This window comes from Candidatus Stoquefichus massiliensis AP9 (assembly GCF_000455285.1).
In the GTDB taxonomy this organism is placed as follows: Bacteria; Bacillota_I; Bacilli_A; order Erysipelotrichales; family Coprobacillaceae; genus Stoquefichus; species Stoquefichus massiliensis.
On sequence record NZ_HG005284.1, the window covers coordinates 93,461 to 115,526 of the forward strand.

At 30.5% G+C, this 22,066-nt stretch carries 28 protein-coding genes; 4 read left to right on the top strand and 24 right to left on the bottom strand.

The window, feature by feature from the left end:
• Positions 1-24: 24 nt before the first annotated feature.
• The 4 genes from BN350_RS18055 to BN350_RS00495 form a co-directional block, all read right to left on the bottom strand.
• Positions 25-588, bottom strand: coding sequence for a nucleoside/nucleotide kinase family protein (locus BN350_RS18055; RefSeq protein WP_044600000.1), 564 nt, complete (start codon positions 586-588; stop codon positions 25-27).
• Positions 585-1,460, bottom strand: coding sequence for a DMT family transporter (locus BN350_RS00485; RefSeq protein ID WP_044600001.1), 876 nt, complete (start codon positions 1,458-1,460; stop codon positions 585-587). Before BN350_RS00485 ends, BN350_RS18055 begins: the two co-directional genes overlap by 4 nt.
• The gene (locus tag BN350_RS00490; RefSeq protein ID WP_028041844.1) at positions 1,450-2,430 is read right to left on the bottom strand and encodes an asparaginase; all 981 of its coding nucleotides are present in this window, start codon (positions 2,428-2,430) and stop codon (positions 1,450-1,452) included. Before BN350_RS00490 ends, BN350_RS00485 begins: the two co-directional genes overlap by 11 nt.
• 125 nt (positions 2,431-2,555) lie before the next feature.
• On the bottom strand, positions 2,556-2,822 hold the full coding sequence (locus tag BN350_RS00495; RefSeq protein WP_028041845.1) for a hypothetical protein: 267 nt from the start codon (positions 2,820-2,822) through the stop codon (positions 2,556-2,558).
• A gap of 157 nt (positions 2,823-2,979) precedes the next feature.
• On the opposite strand from BN350_RS00495, the gene BN350_RS00500 reads away from it, so the two are divergent.
• Positions 2,980-3,525, top strand: coding sequence for a TetR/AcrR family transcriptional regulator (locus BN350_RS00500; RefSeq protein WP_028041846.1), 546 nt, complete (start codon positions 2,980-2,982; stop codon positions 3,523-3,525).
• Between the two features lie 25 nt (positions 3,526-3,550).
• Here the strand turns inward: BN350_RS00500 and BN350_RS00505 are convergent, their stop codons facing one another.
• From BN350_RS00505 to BN350_RS20760, 8 genes are all read right to left on the bottom strand, one after another.
• Entirely contained in the window at positions 3,551-4,945 is a 1,395-nt protein-coding gene (locus BN350_RS00505; protein WP_028041847.1) for a glycoside hydrolase family 1 protein, read from the bottom strand.
• Between the two features lie 93 nt (positions 4,946-5,038).
• On the bottom strand, positions 5,039-5,617 hold the full coding sequence (locus BN350_RS21130) for a PdaC/SigV domain-containing protein (RefSeq protein ID WP_315968788.1): 579 nt from the start codon (positions 5,615-5,617) through the stop codon (positions 5,039-5,041).
• A gap of 254 nt (positions 5,618-5,871) precedes the next feature.
• On the bottom strand, positions 5,872-6,177 hold the full coding sequence (locus tag BN350_RS21135) for an RNA polymerase sigma factor (protein ID WP_261797079.1): 306 nt from the start codon (positions 6,175-6,177) through the stop codon (positions 5,872-5,874).
• A gap of 21 nt (positions 6,178-6,198) precedes the next feature.
• The gene (locus tag BN350_RS21140; RefSeq protein WP_231385209.1) at positions 6,199-6,351 is read right to left on the bottom strand and encodes a sigma factor; all 153 of its coding nucleotides are present in this window, start codon (positions 6,349-6,351) and stop codon (positions 6,199-6,201) included.
• On the bottom strand, positions 6,348-6,662 hold the full coding sequence (locus BN350_RS00520; protein WP_028041848.1) for an SGNH/GDSL hydrolase family protein: 315 nt from the start codon (positions 6,660-6,662) through the stop codon (positions 6,348-6,350). Before BN350_RS00520 ends, BN350_RS21140 begins: the two co-directional genes overlap by 4 nt.
• Before the next feature lie 72 nt (positions 6,663-6,734).
• Positions 6,735-6,878 carry a hypothetical protein gene (locus BN350_RS20465; RefSeq protein ID WP_155849085.1) on the bottom strand — a complete coding sequence of 48 codons (144 nt, stop codon included), beginning with the start codon at positions 6,876-6,878 and terminating at the stop codon, positions 6,735-6,737.
• Between the two features lie 193 nt (positions 6,879-7,071).
• Positions 7,072-8,505 (bottom strand): 6-phospho-beta-glucosidase, encoded by a 1,434-nt coding sequence (locus tag BN350_RS00530; protein ID WP_049945475.1) that lies wholly within the window; start codon positions 8,503-8,505, stop codon positions 7,072-7,074.
• Between the two features lie 102 nt (positions 8,506-8,607).
• Entirely contained in the window at positions 8,608-8,817 is a 210-nt protein-coding gene (locus tag BN350_RS20760) for a winged helix-turn-helix transcriptional regulator (RefSeq protein ID WP_196802932.1), read from the bottom strand.
• Positions 8,818-9,048: 231 nt separating this feature from the next.
• Here BN350_RS20760 and BN350_RS00540 point away from each other — a divergent pair, with 231 nt between their 5' ends.
• Positions 9,049-9,279, top strand: coding sequence for a hypothetical protein (locus BN350_RS00540; protein WP_187117083.1), 231 nt, complete (start codon positions 9,049-9,051; stop codon positions 9,277-9,279).
• A complete protein-coding gene (locus tag BN350_RS21775) occupies positions 9,255-9,368 on the top strand; it encodes a hypothetical protein (RefSeq protein WP_081652822.1) in 114 nt (37 codons plus the stop codon). The genes BN350_RS00540 and BN350_RS21775 overlap by 25 nt, the downstream gene beginning before the upstream one ends.
• Positions 9,369-9,817: 449 nt before the next feature.
• Here BN350_RS21775 and BN350_RS00550 read toward each other — a convergent pair whose 3' ends face one another.
• From BN350_RS00550 to lpdD, 4 genes are all read right to left on the bottom strand, one after another.
• The gene (locus tag BN350_RS00550; RefSeq protein WP_028041851.1) at positions 9,818-10,549 is read right to left on the bottom strand and encodes a carbohydrate deacetylase; all 732 of its coding nucleotides are present in this window, start codon (positions 10,547-10,549) and stop codon (positions 9,818-9,820) included.
• On the bottom strand, positions 10,546-11,817 hold the full coding sequence (locus tag BN350_RS00555; protein WP_028041852.1) for a PTS sugar transporter subunit IIC: 1,272 nt from the start codon (positions 11,815-11,817) through the stop codon (positions 10,546-10,548). The genes BN350_RS00550 and BN350_RS00555 overlap by 4 nt, the downstream gene beginning before the upstream one ends.
• A gap of 91 nt (positions 11,818-11,908) precedes the next feature.
• Positions 11,909-12,766: an alpha/beta hydrolase gene (locus BN350_RS00560; RefSeq protein WP_028041853.1), complete on the bottom strand. Its 858-nt coding sequence runs from the start codon at positions 12,764-12,766 to the stop codon at positions 11,909-11,911.
• A gap of 414 nt (positions 12,767-13,180) precedes the next feature.
• The gene (gene lpdD / locus BN350_RS00565) at positions 13,181-13,501 is read right to left on the bottom strand and encodes a prenylated flavin chaperone LpdD (protein ID WP_044600002.1); all 321 of its coding nucleotides are present in this window, start codon (positions 13,499-13,501) and stop codon (positions 13,181-13,183) included.
• 61 nt (positions 13,502-13,562) lie between these two features.
• Here lpdD and BN350_RS00570 point away from each other — a divergent pair, with 61 nt between their 5' ends.
• Positions 13,563-14,456, top strand: a complete 894-nt coding sequence (locus BN350_RS00570) for a LysR family transcriptional regulator (RefSeq protein ID WP_028041855.1) — start codon at positions 13,563-13,565, stop codon at positions 14,454-14,456.
• Positions 14,457-14,467: 11 nt separating this feature from the next.
• Here the strand turns inward: BN350_RS00570 and BN350_RS00575 are convergent, their stop codons facing one another.
• The 8 genes from BN350_RS00575 to BN350_RS18075 all read right to left on the bottom strand — a co-directional run.
• Positions 14,468-15,028, bottom strand: a complete 561-nt coding sequence (locus BN350_RS00575) for a UbiX family flavin prenyltransferase (protein ID WP_028041856.1) — start codon at positions 15,026-15,028, stop codon at positions 14,468-14,470.
• Between the two features lies 1 nt (position 15,029).
• Positions 15,030-15,755, bottom strand: a complete 726-nt coding sequence (locus BN350_RS00580; protein WP_028041857.1) for a DUF554 domain-containing protein — start codon at positions 15,753-15,755, stop codon at positions 15,030-15,032.
• Between the two features lie 2 nt (positions 15,756-15,757).
• Positions 15,758-17,251: a UbiD family decarboxylase gene (locus tag BN350_RS00585; RefSeq protein ID WP_028041858.1), complete on the bottom strand. Its 1,494-nt coding sequence runs from the start codon at positions 17,249-17,251 to the stop codon at positions 15,758-15,760.
• Between the two features lie 151 nt (positions 17,252-17,402).
• Positions 17,403-18,146 carry a hypothetical protein gene (locus BN350_RS00590; protein ID WP_028041859.1) on the bottom strand — a complete coding sequence of 248 codons (744 nt, stop codon included), beginning with the start codon at positions 18,144-18,146 and terminating at the stop codon, positions 17,403-17,405.
• A 215-nt stretch (positions 18,147-18,361) separates the two neighbouring features.
• Positions 18,362-19,219 carry a DUF4261 domain-containing protein gene (locus tag BN350_RS00595; RefSeq protein WP_028041860.1) on the bottom strand — a complete coding sequence of 286 codons (858 nt, stop codon included), beginning with the start codon at positions 19,217-19,219 and terminating at the stop codon, positions 18,362-18,364.
• On the bottom strand, positions 19,219-20,736 hold the full coding sequence (locus BN350_RS00600; protein ID WP_044600003.1) for a hypothetical protein: 1,518 nt from the start codon (positions 20,734-20,736) through the stop codon (positions 19,219-19,221). Before BN350_RS00600 ends, BN350_RS00595 begins: the two co-directional genes overlap by 1 nt.
• 1 nt (position 20,737) lies before the next feature.
• Complete coding sequence (locus tag BN350_RS00605) at positions 20,738-21,508, bottom strand: MurR/RpiR family transcriptional regulator (protein ID WP_028041862.1); 771 nt, start codon at positions 21,506-21,508, stop codon at positions 20,738-20,740.
• Positions 21,509-21,615: 107 nt separating this feature from the next.
• Positions 21,616-22,066 (bottom strand): GyrI-like domain-containing protein (locus BN350_RS18075; protein WP_187117084.1); only part of this gene is annotated, 451 nt, incomplete at its 5' end.

Genomic DNA, 22,066 nt, shown 5'->3' on the forward strand with positions numbered 1-22,066 from the left:
TATCACCCATATAGTATATGCATTCTATAAAGATATATGTATATCCTTTATCACAAGATATTTTTCATAGATACGATAATATTGGAAATATTTATTTTCTAAAGGAATCCAAATTTGCTGAAATTGAGTGATTTGATGAGGATTCCGTATTTTAATTCTTTTTGTTTGTAATTCTGGTTCGATTTTTAAAACAAGACAATGCGTATAATAAGGAACGAATTCAGGTCGTAAAGCATAACTTCCTTCTATGATATTGCGTGGGTAATAAGGAACATCTAAAACATTCTGTTTCAATTGCATAATAGAGCAATCAAAGGGTTGATAATGAACTGTTTGTTTTTGACTCAAAGGCATTAAAACAGTTTCTAAAAATCTTTCATAGTCTACATTACCCCCTGGTTCAGATAATCTTTCTGGTGTACGTTTATGGAAAGGCAAAAAGAAATCATCCATATGAAAAACATGAGCATCTAATCTTTGTTGTAAATAAGCTGCCAGTGTTGACTTCCCTGATGCACACATTCCATCAATAGCTAGTACAAATGAAGTTGTTTTTTCTAAATCTAAAATAAGTTCTTCTAATGTCATACCTTCTCTCCCTGAGCCTGATTTTTAACAAGTATAAATGTTGATAACAACACCAATAAACATCCTACAATCTTCATGAGAGTTAATTGCTCATTTAAAAACAATATGCCAACAATAATACTTGTAATAGGTTCTAAGGTTGAAAGAATAGCTGTTAAAGATGCCCCTAAACAACAAATGCCTTTTTGAAACAAAACCACACCTATCAATGATGTAAAAACTGCAACAACCATTGATAACAGATATCCAGATAGTGGCATGATTGAAAGACTCTTTGTTATAAGAGCTAAAAGTAAAATAACTGTACTATTCATGATCACCAAATAGAAGTTAAAAACATAAGGACTAATATAACGAATTGTTGAATGATCCATGCCAATCATATAATATGCAAAGAATATTCCAGATCCTACAGCAAGTAAAAATCCAAACATAGAAGATGCTGATTTTTCAATAAAACATAAAATACCTACCATTGCTAAGACCAAACATAAGATTTGTTTATGATTGAGTTTTTGCTGATACAAAATAAAATTCATAATACATACAAATAAAGGATAAAGGAAATGAAGAACTGTAGCACTTCCAACACCTATATAACTATATGAAGAATAAAGTAAAACAACGGTTAACGTATTTCCAAAAAATCCGACTTTTAAAATATCTTTGAATTGCTGTTTTGTCACTTTTAAAGATAACTTCTGATACAAGACAATAAATAAAAACAAAGGTACCACAAACAAATGTCTTAAGAAAGCTAATTGTATACCATTATTTCCCATACTATAAGTGAATTTGCCAATAGCTGGCGTAATTCCAAATATAATTGTTGAAATAACAGTAAATACAATACCTTTTTGTTTAATATTCATTAAATATCTTCCTTATCTCATCATGATTTAATGAATATGTTAAAGCGAGCATTAATAAAACTCTTGCCTTTTGTGGTGTTAATGTATTTCCTGGAATACAGCAATGCTGTGGATCAAAAATTTCATCATCAAAAACAATTCCTTGCGCAACTCTTGAACAGCGTACAAAAACAATCCCCTGTGAGGATAAATCTTCAATAGCGCGCATCCATTCCCGATTATAATTTCCACTACCTGATCCTGTTAAAACGATCCCATGATGAAACTTTGCTAAATCATATAATAACTGACTAGATGCTCCTGCATAAAAATAAGCAATACCAACAGATGATAAATCCTTTAATACTCTTTTTGAGAACATAGAATCAATCGTATGTATCTTAAATGTTCTTGAAAAGAAGTAAACTTCATGATCTTGCATATAACCTAAACATCCAAAAGCTTTCTGATCAAAAGCATCAACTTTATAATTGTTAACCTTTTGAATATCTCTACCTGAGTAAATTGTATTCGAAAAAAGTCCCATAACACCCTGATGCCATGCTTCATTATGAGTTGCTAAACAAACTGCCTGATATAAATTATAAGGTCCATCAGCACTCGTTGCGGTTGCTGGACGCATGGCTCCTGTAATCACAACTGGTTTTTCTGTATGAAGCGTTAAATTTAAAAAATAAGCTGTTTCATCTAGTGTATCTGTTCCATGTGTCACAACAACACCATCTATATGCTCATCTTTAACTATTTCATTGATTGTATTGGATAATACTATCCATCTTTGTGGATTCATTTCATTACTATCAATATTCATTAACTGATATTCTTTAATATGTGCAATATTTTGTATCATAGGAATTGATTGAATAATTTCATCCACATTCATTTCACCTGCCCGATAAGCAACAGTCTTTCCTTGCTGGCCTGTTCCTGCAATCGTTCCACCAGTTGCAACAATCGCAATTGTTTTCATATTCATCACCCTTTCATATCTTAGTTATTCTACCATTTTGTCTTTTTATACACAATATAAAAGGACACTTTTCTCATTTTCTAAAAGTGCCCTTTTACCAATCATCCTTTAACATACTTCCTCCACTATTCCATTTCTTGAATCAAATATTTTTCTTCTATAATTGGTTTGAATTGACGACATATCTTTGGATTTGTTTCTTTCGATATTTCAAACAATAATATTGGAGTATATTCTTCATTTAAAACAGGATAAGGATTGTTTTTGATGATACGAAGTATAACTTTTAAATCTCCATCACCAATAACGATATCATGGCTACTACAGATTTTTCTAAAAACCTTTAATGTTAATCTTTGTAAGCGATGATTCATGAGACTCCAATTTGTCATAAGTCTACCTCCTCTCAGGTATTTTATTAAATATGTACCTTTTTTGTTCTATTTATATTATAATGTTAGAAAACAAAAACAACAATATGCAATATTTTCAAATTTATTTAATATTAGATAAATTCTTAAAAATTGTATAGTATTGGAGGGAAAAATAATGAGAACTGAATATCGTAATGCCACCAGATCTAAGCTTTTGATTAAAAATGCGTACATTCAATTGCTAAAAGAAAAACCAGCAACTAAAATTACTGTTACTGATATTATCCATCTTGCTGATATTAGTCGTGGGACTTTTTATGCTCATTATAAAGATACCCTTGATTTATGGGAAAGTTTTCAGAGAGATTTTTTAAATCAGTTAATTCATTTTACTGAAAAACATAAAGAAAAACTGCTAGTAGATAAAATTGATTTATTGTTAGATAAAACGATTGATATTTTAAAGAAAGATTATGAAACTTATTGTGTTTTAGCAAATCAGGATTTCTCTTTCTATTTTTATCATGATGTGAAAAGAGTTATTCTTAATGAATTAACCAAAGAATATGGTGTATCTAAGGAAATAGAAAGAAGTTTAAATATTTATATTGGTGGCTTTATTATGTTACTAAGAGAGTGGCTAGAGAATCCAAACTTTGAATCTATGGGAGAATATAAAAAAACTTTATCAAGGCTCATTCATCAGGGAATCATCATTTAAAAAGATGGTTCTTTTTTTGAACCATCTAATCTAAATCTTCACCATTACTTTCAATCACTTTTTTATACCAGTCATAAGATTTTTTCTTATATCTTTTTAACGTTCCATTACCATCATTATCTCTATCTACATAGATAAAACCATAACGTTTTTTCATTTCACCAGTACCAGCACTCACAATATCAATTGGTCCCCAATACGTATAACCAATTAAATCAACACCATCAGCTACTGCTTCTTTCATTGCCTGAATATGTTCTCTCATATAATCAATACGATAATCATCATTCACTGTTTCATTTTCTAATCTATCAACATTTCCCATACCATTTTCTACAACAAATAATGGTTTTTGATAACGGTCATATAATTCATTTAAAACATATCTAAATCCAACTGGATCAATTTGCCATCCCCAAGGTGTTTCTTTTAAATATGGATTCTTTTCACCTACAATACCACCAGTATGTCCTAAAATAGGCATTCCATCTTTATAAGTTGTTGTACGATAATATGAGAATCCTAAATAATCACTAGGATATTCTTTCATGATCTCTAAATCTCCTGGCTGAATATCTAAATGAACATCAAATTCTTCAAACCAGCGTTCTGTATAACTTGGATAATAACCTCTCATCATCACATCACTAAAAAATAAAGAACGTCTTCTTAATTGATATGCTCCTAAAACATCTTCTGGTTTACATGTATTTGGATACACACCACTTAATGAGAGCATACATCCAATATGTGCTTCAGGAATCATTTCATGGCATAATTTATTTGCTTTAGCACTCGCTACAAACATATTATGAGCTGCTTGAAATTTACACTGCATAGGATGATTTGTTTTCTCTGGTTTAATAGCAGCTGCTGCAAAAGGAATTGTATGCACATTATTAATTTCATTAAAAGTCATCCAATATTTAACCTGATTCTTATATCTATCAAAAATAACTTCACAGTATCTCACAAAGAAATCAATCAGTTTGCGATTCTCCCAGCCACCATAAGTATTATATAAATAAAGTGGTGTTTCATAATGTGAAATCGTAACAACAGGTTCCATCCCAAGTTCTAACATTTCATTAAACATATCATCATAAAATTGTAAACCGGCTTCATTTGGTTCTGTCTCATCTCCATGAGGAAAAATTCTAGCCCATGAAATACTTGTACGAAAACAATTAAACCCCATTCCACTCATTAACTTTAAATCATCTTTATACGTATGATAAAAATCTATTGCCTCATGTGATGGATAATATTTTCCCTCAATGACTTGATCATCAGCATCATACATTAATCCTCTTGAGACATCTGTTACATTGACACCTTTCCCATCTTCTAAATATGCCCCTTCAGCCTGATTAGCAGCAATTGCACCACCCCATAAAAATTCTTTTCTTAATTTCTTCATTATGTTTCACCTCTATTTTAGTATACTATCGTTTATTTTCTCATCTTTACTTTTTTCATTTTGTGAAACCAATTTTCATAATTAGAAATAAAATTATTTTTCAATATGATTTATTAAAAAAGAAATAAGCATAATAAATTCAACAGATCCTGCTGCAATTTCATATTTCTGAAACTTAATATCTAATTGACCATTTTCATTAATATAGAAAATACGTTGAGAATTCATAAAATCTTCAATCTCTACATCATTAAAATAGTAAAAACGTTGATTTTTAGGCATACATGCAATCTGTTGTTTGATTTCATCAGCAATCTTCTTTTGATAATCTTTTCCTACCAAGTCTTCTAAAGATAGCACTTTTCCCTTTACTAAATCAATATTATAGTATAGATATTCCTGATAAGAAGAAGCTAATGTTTCTGTTTTTTCAATCAGAAAAGAGACAATAGAATTCTGTTTATACTTCACCTCATAATCAATATTTAAGGAGACAGGAATAAACTCTTCAGCTTTTCCACCTGTATCAATATAAGCTTGATAATAATCTTTTGCTCGAAGAGAAGCCTCTTTTACTTCACGATCAATTACCATTTGTATCTCATCATTAATCTTTTTCTCTAATTCACTGTGTCCAGTTTCTGAAAGTGATGGTGCATTGACATGTATGATTTTATTTCATCTTCTTCAATATGAATAAATGTAAAGATTTGACAAATATCTCCTAAATAAGGAATTTTTGCAATAGTCGCTGCAAAAACGGGACTTGTATTTAAAACAAAAATAAATACACAGCATGCCACTAAAACGACTTGAAAAAGATTTTTTTACTTTTTGATGTTTATACCCATAATGAATAGTTTCCTGTACTTTGAGATGGTAATTGTCTGGTATATCTATATTTTGATAATCTTTTTTCATCTGCTTTAACATTCATTTTCAATTTCTTCTTCCCAATCTGCTTTTAAAGCTTTATATAATCTCGTTTTTACGCTATTCACACTCACATGTAGAATTTGAGATATTTCTAATAATGACATATCTTCATAATATCTTAAATAAATAATATCTCTGTATTTTAATGGTAATTTCTCTATCATTTCCCAAACCTCTAATGTTATTTGAATGTCTAATGTTTGTGATGCAATTGATGCTTCATAAAAAGGTTCTACAATTTTCTTCTTTCGTAAATAGAGTTTACATTCATTTATCAATATGCGAAAAAACCATATTTTTAAATATTCTTTTTTCCGTCATTTAGGATAATTTAAAATAACTTTGATAATAGCATCTTGTACAATATTCATTGCTGCCATCGAATCCTTAACATAAGTCAAGCACAACCGATAAAAATCATCCTGATATCTTTGAATCATTTGTATCAGTTCACTTTCTTCATCAATCATTCTATTTCCCCCACTAGTTTTATTTCATGACTTAATTCACGACACCATAACTGGTATATATTATAATCATAATAGTTATGTCTTTGTTCATCATTTTTCATTCTTGTCTGTAAAAAAGAACTGCCTTGTAAGTAAGGCACTTGTTTTTGCAAACATAATTGTTTAAGAACTTTATTATAACAATTTATTTTCTTTTCAGATATATCTTTATCAGATATAGTACCAAGACTTTGAATATAAATTTTCACACCAGGTAGTTTACTCTGTAGGATATCAATAATATTGCTATATTTCTCAATAAACATTTGCATAGATATCCATTCTAGTTCTTGATAGCCATGATTTAAATATATTTGCTGATATGGATTGTTTGTAATAGCTTCTCATATGGTTAACATATGTCCTTGGGTTGAGACACATTTTTTATTCATGAACATATCAAAAGACATATCATGCATTGCATAAAATGTTGCTTTTTCAAATAATGAATTATTTTTTAATCCTAAAATATGTAAATCACCAATCATCGCCGTTTCTTCTATTAAATATGTCTGACTCTTTGATGATTGAGTATTTTTTGTAGTGTAGATTGTCTACAGTCTATCAATAAACAAACACTTAATAAAAATATGATTTTTTTCATAATATCCCTCTTTTAACTTTTCATATATTAGATACATTAATTATATAAAAAGTTTTAAAAAAGTGCTCATAAGAGCACTAATCTGATAAATCTTCTCCATTTGTTGCAATAACTTTTTTATACCAGTCAAAAGATTTCTTCTTGCTTCTTGAAAAATCTCCTTCGTGATTATTATTATAATCAACATAGATAAAACCATAACGTTTATCATATTCACCTGTAGATGCAGAAACAATATCAATTGGAGACCACATTGTATAACCCAATAAATCTACGCCATCATAATCTACAGCATCTTTCATTGCTTCAATATGACTTCTTAAATAATCTATACGGTATTGATCGTTAACTGTTCCATCAGCTTCTTTTTTATCATAAGCTCCAAACCCATTTTCAACAATCATCATTGGTAATTCAAAACGGTCATGAAACCAGTTTAAAGACCAACGCAATCCTAATGGATCAATTTGCCATCCCCAATCAGATGCTTTCAAATATGTATTTCTGACAAAATCTTCTGGCACATAATCAAATGTTTTTTCATTACGTCCCTGATACTGTGTTGCAAATGACATATAATATGAGAATCCAATATAATCAACTTTACCATTCTCTAAGATTTTCTTATCTTCATCAGTAATAAAGTCATATCCTTTTCTTTCAAATTTCTTTAAGATATGAGCAGGATAATGTCCTCTTGCATGAACTTCTACATACCAATACTTCTGATGCATTGCTCCTAATGCGTTCATCACATCTTCAGGATTTGGTGATGCTGGATAAACAGCATTCATCCCAATCATACATCCAACCTGCAAATTAGGATTCACATCATGAGCAGCTTTAACTGCTAATGCTGAAGCCACTAATTCATAGTGAGCAGATAAATACATTAAATATTCAGGATCATCACCCTCTTTTAATAAAACTGCACCTTCTTGAATCAAGTTATGCTGATTCACATCAGCCTGATTATTAATTTCATTAAATGTCATCCAATATTTCACTTTATGCTGATATCTTTCAAAACAAACACGAGCAAATTTGACAAACATATCAATAGCAGCACGATTAGTAAATCCACCATATTCTTTCGCTAATGCCCAAGGCATCTCAAAATGTGATAAAGTAATAACAGGTTCAATACCATATTTATGACATTCATCAAATAAATCATCATAAAATTGTAACCCTGCTTCATTAGGTGTTTCTTCATCACCTCTAGGGAAAATTCTTGTCCATGCAATAGATGTTCTAAAACATTTGAATCCCATTTCAGCAAATAACTTCACATCTTCTTTATATCGGTGATAGAAATCCACCCCAACATGATTTGGATAATCTTCTCCTTCAATGATACCATCAGTTAAACGTCGAGGTGCTCCTGTCACATTATCACCAGCCGTTTCAACATCTGTACAACTGATTCCTTTTCCTCCTTCCTGCCATGCTCCTTCACATTGGTGTGCAGCTACTGCTCCACCCCATAAAAAATCTTCTCTAAATCCCATGATTATATCCTCCTTTTCTTTTATTATACTACATAAATTCATGTGAGTTTATCTTTATTTTTCATGATAAGAAAAATATTTTTAAATTATGAAAAAACAAATTTATTTATCTCTATCTATCAAACTTTCTTCATGAAACAAACCACATTGTTCAATATAAAACTTACCCCAATTTTCCATAGCTTGCATGACTGGTACAAAACTTTTTCCTAACTCAGTTAAATTATATTCTACTCTTAGAAGAACTTCATTATAACAATGTCTTGTAACTAAGTTATCTTTTTGTAATTCTTTAAGATGCTGTGTCAGCATTTTCTAAGTTAATTGTGAATCTTCAAATGCTTCTTTCAAACGTGAATAACGCATTGTTCCATACTGATTCAGAAACCAGATAATTGATCATCTCCATTTCCCCAAAATAATTCTTTGTGTTAATAGTAATGGACATCCTTCTTCCTATTCATTGTAATCCATAAAATCACTCTCCAATTTATACTTTAAAGTGCCATCTTGTACTTTTTTTATTCTCTCTTATAATGGGATATGAAAGCGAAGTATACAATGAAAAAGATAACTATTGGAAAACGGTTAAAAACAAGAAAAATAAGGGGACAAATTATTATTGCAACAAAAGTTGGTGCTCGTCCTCAGAATTTATCACAAAATGATTTTTCAAATATGGAAGGATTATCTAAGAAAACAATTAAAAATCTGTTCAAACATCACTACAAAATCTTCAAACTGATTATATTGATCTTCTTTATTTACATTTAGATGATTTTTCAATACTACGATTTGAAGTTATGCAAACACTTAATGATTTAGTAGATCAGAGATTAATTAAAGAAATAAATAGACTGTAGCCATTTTTTATGCATGATGGATTGAAAGTGCCAGAAAGATATGTGCCGAAAATAATGTTCATTTCTTTAGTGCTATTCAACAAAGATATAGTTACCTAACACCTACTACTGATGCCAATTCCTATCCTCAAGTAGCTATGAATCAAGATTTACATGAATATCTTCATCACTATCGTGAGCTGACACTAGTTGCTTATTCTCCTTTATTAAAAGAACAATACAATAAAGATGTAATAGAGAAAAAAAGAATATCAGACTCAAATAAATAAAGAACGTTTAGCATATTTGAAAACACAAATTATTGATCCTAATATATGGGTTATTGATTATATTGTCCATTCTTTTACAAAATCAATTGCTTTATTAACAACATCAAACCAACAACATTTAGAACAAATAATGAAAGCTTTTAAGTCAGAAAAAGTAAGTTCAAAGAGTAAACTTTGATCTTACTTTTTCATTACAGTATCCCAACCAACAAGCTGATATCCTAAATCTTGATAAACCTTTTGAAATTCTTTTGATGTTACTAATGCATAGTCTCTCATTCTTTCCATATTCAATTGACTGATTTTCATGATTTCCTGATTTACAAAGCCCACATGACAAGGCATTTCAATTAAATCTGTCGTTAAATAAGATTTAAATTTTGATAATTCAGGTTGCATAAAATATGCTTGATTCAAAGCATATTCATACGAATAGCCCTCTTCCTCTCTTTCTAATCGCATTGGTAATTGATACGTAGTAAACAGATGTTTTGCTAGTGCAGGATAATGCTTATAAAAATCATACTGATGATGATAATTAATATGCCCTGGTTTTTGACCTGTCAATTTTTCAAATAAAGCAATTTGACTATCAAACTCTAATATCAGTTCATCAACATTTGCTTGATGAGTTTCCCACCAGTCACTCTTATGAAAACATCCAGATTCATCAACTAAGGAAGGAATGTCTTGGATCTTTGATATCGGATAGCCAAGTGTTATATTCACATGAATACCAACACAATGAATCTGATAATGTTTCATAAGTTCTATTGCTTCTTGACTATGAGGGGCATTCACAATTAGACTTATAGATGATATAGAATGCTGAAGATAAGCATCAAGAATACCATAATTAATACCAGCCGTTAACCCAAAGTCATCAGCATTTAAAATTAATCTTTTATTCATTTCTGTCCTTCCAATTCATTTTCTTTTTCAACCAAGGTTTTGTCATACATCTTATAAAATGGTAAGAATAAGATAATCCCTAATGGAATAGCTAGAGCTTGCCATAGAGCAACCATCCAATTTCCCTGAACTAAGCCATAAAGAATAACTGGCACTTGCATTGAAACCTGAGCACCTGATAAAGGTGTCACAATGCCACTTACAAAACCAAAATAGAAGAATAAGTTTGTAACGATTGGTACCAATATAACGGTTGGAATAAACATATATGGATTTAAAACATTAGGAACACCAAAGACAATAGGTTCACCTATATTAAATAAAGCTGCTGGTGTTGCAATCTTACCAATTTGTTTTAATTGTTTAGACTTACAGAAGAAGAGCATAATAATACAACAACAAATTGTTGATTGTCCAACAACTGTCATTAAACTCATACCAATCGGATTTGTCGTCTCACCAGCCATTCTTGCCATATCAATTCCTAAGAAAATTGGCATCATAACTCCCATAACAACATTAAAGCCATGAATTCCAAACCACCATAATAATTGGATTAATACAGTAGCAATTAAATATCCCCAAATAGATCCACCTAAAGCTGTTAAAGGTGTTTGTAAATAATGATAAATCAATTCATGAATATTCCCAAATGATGTTAAACTCAATGCATAAGCAACAATCCCACAAACACCTGCACAAATAAATCCAGGAATTAAAGATGCAAATGATTGTTCAACATAAGGAGGAACACCATCAGGCATATGAATTGTCCAACCTTTTTTCTCAAATAAACAATAAACTTTGGCAACAATGATTGCTGTTAACATAGCAACAAATAATCCTTTACTCCCTAACCATCCAAAACTATAAGCCAAGTCACCTTCAGCAAATAATGCACCTTTAATATCAGTGACATATGGTGTTAAAACCAAAAAGCAGATCAATGCAATAATTCCTGTTGATAACCCATCACAATTTTCATTTTGAGCGTAACTATATGCAATCGCAAACACTGCATACAAAGCAAATAATCCCATTGTGACATTATAAGGAATTAAAATATAGTTTCCAATTCCTGAACTGGTTAACCAATCAGTCCAAGCTGTAATTGGAAAATTAGCAATTAAATAAAATAGTGAACTTAAAATCGTTACAGGCAAAATTCGCATAAATCCTTTGGCAATTCCTTGTAATGATTTGTTTGCTGATACCCACGAAGATATCGGCATCAAAACTTTTTCTAATACATTTGTTAAAGTTTCCATTTTCTCTCCCTCTTTATTTTTTCCTTTTTATATTTTGTATTTGGAATTCATTCCATATTAAACTAAATTTTTATACCAACTTCCATTGGTATTAACGTAAACATTTTTCTATAAATTGATATACTTTTGCTATATTCTCTGGTGTACTAAATAACAAATCACCATGATCTGCATTTTCAATGATTTCATATTGAATATTTTGAATGCCACATTCTTTGGCCTTTTTTACAAAATCTTCTGACTGTTGATAGGGGACTATTCTATCAATTCGCCCATGCTGAATGAACATAGGACATACATTTATATGCAAATATGTTTCTGGATTGGCTTTTTGAACGCAGTCACTATTTTGAGTAATAGGTCCACCGATAAATAATGATTCAGGTGACTGTTCATCATCATGATCTGGATAATCTTTCAACAATCCTGACTCTTTTAACTGATCATCCATATTTGCAAAATTCACTGGTGGAAACCATGCTATTAAACCTTGAATTTTAGTATCCGTTGTACTTGAATACTCATCGTCAAACATATCATAACAATCAATCAGTCCAGCCATCAAACTAAAGTATCCACCAGCACTACCACCCCAAACAACAATCTTATCTTTGTTTAAATGATACTCATCAGCATGATCTTTTATAAAACGAATGGCTTGTTTGATATCTTTGACTGGTTCTGGAAATTGTGCCTCACCACTTAAACGATAATTCACACCAATCACTGCATAGCCTTTGTCTAATCCATGTAGCATATCTAAAATCATTTCTTCATCACGTTTATCACACTTTTTAAATGCACCACCATGAATAGAAACAATGACTGGAAATGGTCCATTCCCTTCTGGTAGAAAGATATCCATCTTGCATGTTGACGATACTGGGCTATACTGAACATCAAAGTTCCCTTGATATTTTGTTACATCAATTTGCTTTCTTTCTCTCATCTTCTCACCTCACATTTATAGTATAATACAATAAATTCCATAAATCAAGTTATTTTCGGAATTTATTCCATTTCGTTTCTTTGGCGATACTTTATTCCACTTTCATAGTTCTTATTAGCAAATCCGCTATAAATATAAAGTTTTCTCTGTGCTATAATAGTATCATGAAATAATCATAACGGTAGGTATGCTTTGGTCGAAAGGCCAGAGATCATAAACTCTGTTGAAATAGATATCTCATAAGAGAAATTTGAAGCAACGGATGTGGTGAGACATGAGCGATTATGAAATGTTCTCATTAGTGATAGCTCTTATCGCAATTATTGTGAAGCTACTTCTTGACAAGGAATACAGTTTACTTAGGAAAGGAAAACTTTGGTAGTTATTTCAACTATTACAAATCCAAGGCATAACCTATAAATTTTGTATATCTTTTTTTACCCATGTGAGTATTTTCTGCATTTCTTCAGGAGTAATATCATCTAAATGAACTCCACATACACATGTGACAACACATTCATATTTTAATACAGCAGCTTTGACATACATTGTTGCTACAATATCATCTTTATGTCCAAGTTGATTCCATGTATTGAATGTGACATGAATTTGATCATCTCTAACATATGGTTGTCCTATTACAACACTTCCAATATGCCCATTTTCATTTCGAATATGAATGACTAAATCTTTACCCATCCATTTCATTGTTCTTTTGATAAAAATCTCTCTCATCGTTCATTTCCTTTCTTTTAAAACTATGGTATACTATTCCATATCAGAATAGGTGGTACTTATGACAATTGATCAATTACAATACTTTTATGCAGTGAGTGTACATAAAACATTTTCATTGGCTGCATTAGAAATGAATATTACACAGTCTGCATTATCAAAACAAATTGCAAAATTAGAACAAGAATTAGGTGTCTTCTTATTTGATAGAAGTCATCGCCAAATTACTTTAACATATGTTGGTGAACAACTTTTAAAAGATACAAAAAACATCTTAAAAGATTATGAAAAGATGACTGAACATCTACAAACTATAAAAGAAGAAAATAGAAATACAATTAGAATTGCAATGCTGCCCATTTTTTCACAATATGATTTAGCACATAAATTAAGTGATTTTTCTCAAAATCATCCTCATATTCATCTTATAATTGATGAAATTGAAGAGCGTGATCTTCATCATAAACTTGATTTTCATGATTATGATATTTATATTTTAAGAGGAGACTATGAAGAACTGCATTCTTTTCATAAGATACTGCTTTACGAAGATCAATTGGTTGCTGTTGTGTCTCAGTATCATTCTCTTTCTCATTTTAAAGAAATATCTATTGATCAATTAAAAGATGAAAAAATTTTGCTGCCACCAAAATATACAACAATCTCAAATCTAGCGATTGAAGCATGTCATCAAGCAAGTTTTAATCCACAAATTGCTAGACATGGTCGTTTAGAAACGATTTTAAGTGCAGCCAGTGAAAATGAAGGTATTGGATTGGTCATGAAAAAATCATTACATATCTTTCATCTTAAAAACGTTCATATATTATCATTTAAAGAAAACATTCAAGGTAATGTTCATCTTTACTACTCAATAGATTTGATTCATAAAGATGCCATATTAGAGTTTGTGAAAACAATTCAACCCATTCAATATCAAGAGAGCAGCCATTAAGACTGCTCTTTTTATTGCCAACGTTTAAAGTTTTTCACATCAAGATGAAATTGAGCCAATATTTTACCAATCAAATGTGTTTCCATATCTTCAATTGTTCGAGGTAAATTATAGTATGTTAACATGGGTGGCATAATCATAATATTAGATATTTTAGATAAATAAGCTAAATTATCTAAGTGAATTGATGACAAAGGTGATTCTCTTGTTACTAAAATTAATTTTCTTTGTTCTTTGATCATCACATCGCAGGCTCTTAATAATAAATTATCAGAATATCCATGAGCAATTCCTGCAACTGTCTTCATAGCACAAGGAATCACAATCATGCCATCCGTCTCAAACGTTCCACTCGCAATACTTGCACCAATATTATTATTATCATATACAACATCAGCTAAATTTTTCACTTCTTCTATTGTCATATTTGTTTCTTGAAGAATAGTCATTTCTGCCCCACGACTTATCACCAAATGTATTTCCACATTCTCTTGTTCTTGCAATATCTTTAATAAACGAATCACTAGCGGCATCCCACTCGCCCCACTAATACCTACAACAATTTTTTTCATACTAAACCAAAGCCATAATATAAGTCATCCAAATATAACTTAATGGCATAACAATAACCATGGCAGGAATCATATCAGCAATTGGAAAATTCTTGACTTTAATCATTCTAAATCCTGTTGCTAACATCAAAAATCCTCCACAAGCTTTAAAATCAGCTATCATATCAGGCGTTGTTAATGGAAAAATAAGACCTGCACATAAAAATAATACAAAGAAGATTAAGAATTGTGGAACTGAAATAATCGAAACAACATATCCTAAATGACATGCAAAGATGGCTGCTGTAAAGAAATCAAGAATTGATTTAGAAATAAGAATAGAGTTATCTCCTGTCATTCCTGATGTTAACGAACCATAGATTCCAGTACCACTAGCACAAAATAAAACAATAATTGTCACAAGTTGAGTTAAGAATTCATCTTCACTTAACTCAGAACTATTTTTAAATATTTTAGCAATTGGCTTTTGCATAAGGGCTGCACCCTTATTAATCCAATCACCTAAATGAAGTGCTAATCCAATAGCTGTCCCAATAATAATCGCAAAAATAACTGCTGGCATATTTTTCATCAGTCCAATTGTGCTAATTCCCATCCCCATTGAACATACACCAAAAATAAGATTAATTTCTGTTTTAAATTTTGGACTTAACTTATGTCCAACTAATGCTCCTGCAATACCCCCAAACAAAACAGAAGCAGCATTTATTATAACTCCTATAGGCATGATTATTCCCCTTTCTTCTTAAACATATCTGGCAACCAGTTTGCTGGATCAACATCCATAAACTGTGCTCTTTCAAAACGATTCTTTTTATCAAAAGGAACAGTACAATCAAAAATAGCTTTGCAAGCAACACCACGTGCTCTAATATGTGATGAATATTCAGGTTGATTTGATGGATCTAATGGATGACATTGAACCCCAGGAATTGGAATCATATCTATATCAGCTTGGAAACGTGTTGTCATTGCCCACATCACATCTTTCATATCAAATGGATCAACATCTTCATCAACTAAGAAGACATGTTTTAATTCTGCAAAAGCACTAAAAGCAAGTAATGCAGCTTGTCTTTGACGACCTTCATCTGAAGGAACAGACTTCTTAAATTGCATAACTGCGATATACTTTCCACCACCACTTGAAGCACAATAAACATTTAATAATTTTCCTGGCATTGCTTTATCTACCATTGTTAAAATACTTGCTTCAGTTGGAATCCCTGCCATCGAAACATGTTCTTCACTTGGTCCAATACATGTTTGCATAATTGGATTTTTTCTTGTTGTAACAGCTTTTACTTTAATAATTGGTAATTCTGGATTAGCCGGTCCACAATATCCAGGAAATTCTGGCATCGCTTTGCCAGTATTCGAATTGATATCTTCACGAATACGTTTGCCTGGCAATATCTCTCCTTCAATAACATATTCAGCATTCGCAATCGCTCTTTCATTGATTGTTAAACATTGAACAAGTTCAACAGGTTCATTTCTAATGGCTCCGGCAGCTTGTAATTCATCATAACCCAAAGGAGTTGTAGGCGCTTCAAAACATGATGCTATTTCAATAGCTGGATCAACACCAATACTAATGGAAATCGGTAAAGCTTCTCCTTTGACTTCTGCTAATTCTCTAAAGTAACCAATATGACGTGCTCCTGGTTGTAAGAAAATAGAAATTTCATCTTTTGATTGGAAACACATACGATGAATGGTTACATCTGATTCTTTTGTATCAGGATTTGATGCATAACACATTCCTAAAGTAATATATGGTCCAGCATCTTCTAATGTATTGGTTGGAGCTGGAACTAACTTTCTAATATCAAATCCTTCATCAGTTGCATAATATGTAACTTCCTGACATTTTGCTTGTTCATGAGGAAGCACAATAGGTTTAATTGGATTATTCACTGAATCTTTTAATAAGAAACCTAATTTTTCAGGTTCACAATCTAATAAATAACCTACACGCTTACGACTAGCAAGTAATCCAATTGCTACTCTCGCACCTGGATGTCCTTTCACATTATTAAATATCATTGCTGGTCCTTCTTGTGTTGGTCTCATTACTGTTCCACCTGCTCCAACATGACGATATACGCCTGAAAGTTCACCCATTGGATCAACTTCTACATCAGTTTCTACTAATTGTCCATCAATAGATTGTAATAATTCTATTGCTGAACGTAAATCTTTTACTTTGTTTTTTGTCATTCTTCTCTCTCCTTTTTATGTAAGTTGGTACAACTCTGTTTTCCCCTCTTTGACCAAACCATCTTAACACATAAAAAGATTGTCAAACAATTCTTCTTTTGTAAGTTTGTATTCCAAATTGGAATACAAAAAAAAGACCAGCATAACGGTCTTATAAATCATGATTGATTAATCTTTTCTCTAATTCTTTTATATCATCTCTTAATATTCCACCATCTTTATGAATCAATAATGAATCTTTTAATAATATATGAGATTCATTTTCAAGTGATACAAAAGTTATCTTTTGTAATTCTGTTTTCACTTTTAAAATATAACTATATTCCCTCTTCATATCTATTCCTTGATAATGATCAGATACAACAAAAATAAAATTACTGCACATATTAATAACAAAGTCTAAATCATTATGAGTCTGTAATTCATGGTCATTGAAACAGACATGCCAACCATCACTTGTTAATTCAGCAATTATATCATTAATCCATAATGTATCTTTAAATGAACCAGCAATATAAATATTCTTTTCTTTATCTTTAAACTGAAGATGATGAGGTGATGTATAATCTTTTAACAACATTCTTATTAAATGACTTTCATTAATCAATTCATTATGTTTCGCTGAAAATTTCTTAATCTTTGGATGTCCTCTTAAAGAAATACGATTCAAATGATGAACGACATGATAATAACGATCCACCAAATCAATAAGTGTAATATCTGAACTTATATATTTCTTTGAAATTGTAGAATATACTGGCCATGATAAGAAATCCTGATCATAACTAAATGTCATTTTCACCTTACCTTTTTCATCATCTTCTATATATCTTGCTATCTTATCTTTATGTGTACCTTGAGTAATTCTCACAAAACCAAATTGTACTTGTTCCATTCTTTTCCTACTTTCTTAATAAAAAGCAATAAGCTTATTTATAAACTTATCACTTTCTTCACATTATTGTAAGTCTGTTCTGTTTTAATTTTCATATTTACAACACCCCATCACAAATTTTCAATAAGAAAGATAGTTTTGTAAAGTTTTTTCGATGTATCGAAATTATTTTACTATTTTTCTATTTATTTCGATATAATATGATATTTTTATAATTATCTATTTCCAGCAGCAAATTCATTGGCATTCACATCTAAAACAACACGTGTAGGTGTAATTAATGCATCTTCATGCTGACATGTCCAACGTTCATTTTCATCTCTTCCATCCATTGTATCTCCATCTTTCACAATATCTCCATTTTGAAAGAGATAAGATGCAAAATTAAAAATATAATTAATCACAAAGTTATGATCTAATGTATGAAAATGCATTTGTAAATCTGGAAGTCCCAGTGAAAACAATCCTGTTGTATCTACAACCATATCCTCACTATTTTGAACATTAAAGAATCTTACATTTAATCCACCATCTAAGAAATGAAGTTCAGGGTTATTCCATTGACTTTGTAAATATGCAATTGCTGGCATAAATTTTTGTGAATGCGGCCAATATAAAGCAATACATTCTGGTAACATTTCTAATAATATATCTATATATTTCGCAAGTATTTGGCAACGTTCAACAGTGTCAAGACCACCTGCCATAAAATCACTAACCATTATTTCATAATGACAGTCCGTTAATAATGCTTGAGGATTTTCACTTATCCAACATTGTTGCATTGCCATTTCTGGAATTGTAGATTGATTAAATGGAACAACCTCTGTGATCAACAATTGTGATGGAACCTGTTCACCATCTTTATAAGTCACTAAATGATCACGCAAGGCGAACGATGATAATTTTCCTTTCGCAACTCTATCTACATGATGAAATTGATCTTCTAATCTTTGATAAAGTTCTTCATGATCAACCTCTATTCTTTCTTGGAATAAAAGTTTAATATAATAAACATTTGCAAATTTCTCAGCAAACTCATCCATATTTACTGACTTTCTTTCTTCGCTCATTATTTCTCTCCTCTACATACAAATCTCAAATCAAATATAATCGATTCTTTAATATCATCATCAATAGCATTGTCTTTACAATTAAGTTCACACATAATTTTCTCTTTTAATGCATATGATACTTTTTTATAAGGATTTCTTTGATTCACTTTCACTTGAATACGATTTTGCATTTTCGCTTCTGGATATTCATATAATTTTAATAAATATGGTAATCTCTCCCAAGAATCTTCCTCTAATAAAAGAGATAACAAATATCGCTGATGATGTTCTAAAGAACTTGAAAGATAATGTTCATAAATAAAATCAGCACCATAATGAACCTTGTTTTTGATAATTGTGAGATAAGCAACTTTTGATACAGAGATACGTTCATCTAATAAGAACTGCCAATAAATATCGCCTCCATGATATGTCAAAAGACGACTTATTGATTGAATAGCTGCTTTAACCATTTTCTCATCATCGCTTTCTAAATATGGTAATAATAATTCCACTTGTTTATGATTTCCACATTCCCCTATACCTAACAACCCTTCTGGACAATCTAAATGATTCAAATAAAATCCAAGTATATCAAACTGTTTATGTTTATTAATCACAAAACGAATATAATCTCTAATTGAATAACTTCGATCTAATAACCCGTTTTCAATACCATCCCATGCATCTTGCATTATTTCATAATAACGAATATAAGCTTCTTTCCTAATATAAAATGAACGATGCTTCATTAAAAATGAAATCTTTTCTAAGTCATCAAGTCCTTTCAGCATATTTCTAATCACCAACAACAAACAAAAAGTATCTTTTTCATAGTGAAGAAGCTGTTCTAACATATCACTAGAAAACAAATTTTCTTCATTCATTAATAAATAAAAGGCTTTACGATTATGAATATCTTGCTTCATAAAATGATGAATATCAAAAGTTTTGATTGTTTCTTTCAACCTATCTTTATAAAGTTTTTCAATATGACACCAATTCATTTGTGAACGTCTTTGAGAATTTCTCACTTTCATCAATACATATGAGACATGAATAAGTTCATTCAAAGAACACTTTGATAATTGATTATATGTCAATTGATAAGCAGTATTTTGAATTTCTTCTACCCAATCATTCATTCTTAACATAACTAAGGATAATGTATATGGATGATGCGTTAATAAACGAATACATTTTTCTCTAAAATAACCACTTGGATGAAAACATCCCATTATAAGCAAACTTTTATAATCTTCTATATGATCAAAATACTGAGACATTGATTTCACATCAACATCACGCCAGTTAATAGACCATAATAAAGATGTATAACTGCTAAACTGTTCTCCTAATTTAATAAGCCTTAAAATACTCATATCAGATAAATAATGATGTGCTATCTTTCCCATTCTCACAATATCTTCCTGATTTCCATGTCTTAAAGATTGGTATCCCACTGCAAAAAGTGATAACCAATCATCAGGATATTGTTCTAATTGAAAAAGAGAGTTATGAATATAATCATTCATTTTATTCTCCTTCGCTATTTAAATAATGTAATAGTATTTCCACAAAGACAGAATAAATAGGTACACTATCCAATAACGATTTATTTTTTAATGGAGCAACACTTGGTAACAATAAAAAGATATCAGACTTTGTTTCTAAAGGAGTGGAAGGATTCATAGTCACTAAAGCAATTTGACAGCCATTATTTTCTTTAAGATTATATGCTTCTTTCACAATATCACTATTGGCACTAGCTGACATCACAATTAATAAATCTCGTTCATTTGTTATTAAATCAATTGCTTTGACATTGGCTTTACTTGGCAACACATCAGCATCTATACCATACATTGCTAAAGCATATTTTAATTGTAAACATGTCACTTCTGAATTGATTTCACCTACACATCTCACTTTTCTAGCAGATTGGATCATAATTGCGAGTGCTTTAAAATCTTCATCTTTCAATGTATAATGAATTAATTTAATAGTATCCATATAAATCTTTTCAACATTTATAATTTTCTCATTCTCATCTTCAATTAATCTTTCAGCATTACTTAAACTATTGACATACTTCACACAGTCATAACGAAATTCAGTATAACCACTATATCCCATTTTCTGACAGAATCTTAATATTGTCGTTTTTGTAATCTTAATTTGTTCTGACATTTCTGTTAGTGAATACATCTGTACTTTATTTAAGTCTTTTAAAATCAATTCACATGCTTTTAATTCATTTTTTGTTAAAGTATTCTTTTTTAAATTAATATTTGATAAAAAGTCCATAATATCCTCCTCTAATATTATTGATTACCTTTCATTATACCTTAAATAAGAATATATTCCAAAAACAATTAAAAAAAGAAACAAATTACATAATAAAAGCGTAACTTTTACGCTACACCTTCTTCTTTTAATTTTGCCCATAATTCAATATAACAATTTTTAGAAAACGGATGAAAATACTTCTGAATTAATAATGCATCTGGCTGAAGATGATGATGAGGTAGCCAAACATCATATAAATACTGACTGGCTTTATACAATGCATCATTTACTAATTGTTCGAAGTTCTCCGCTTCATAACGACAAACCATATATTTTCCTTTAGGCATAATTCTCATTTCTTTTGCTTCATCATTTTGAATCACCTCTACACCTACAAAATAATGAAAATATTCAGGACTCATATCCGGAGTTAAAATGTCAACACCAATCTGTCTTTCATCATATTTCAAGTCTTTCCATAACTCAACCAAATAATTTACTTTGGCTTCTCCTAAATCTTTCACAGATGCTTTTTTGCTTTTCCCTGCAAATAAAATATCATGATTTAAATCATGT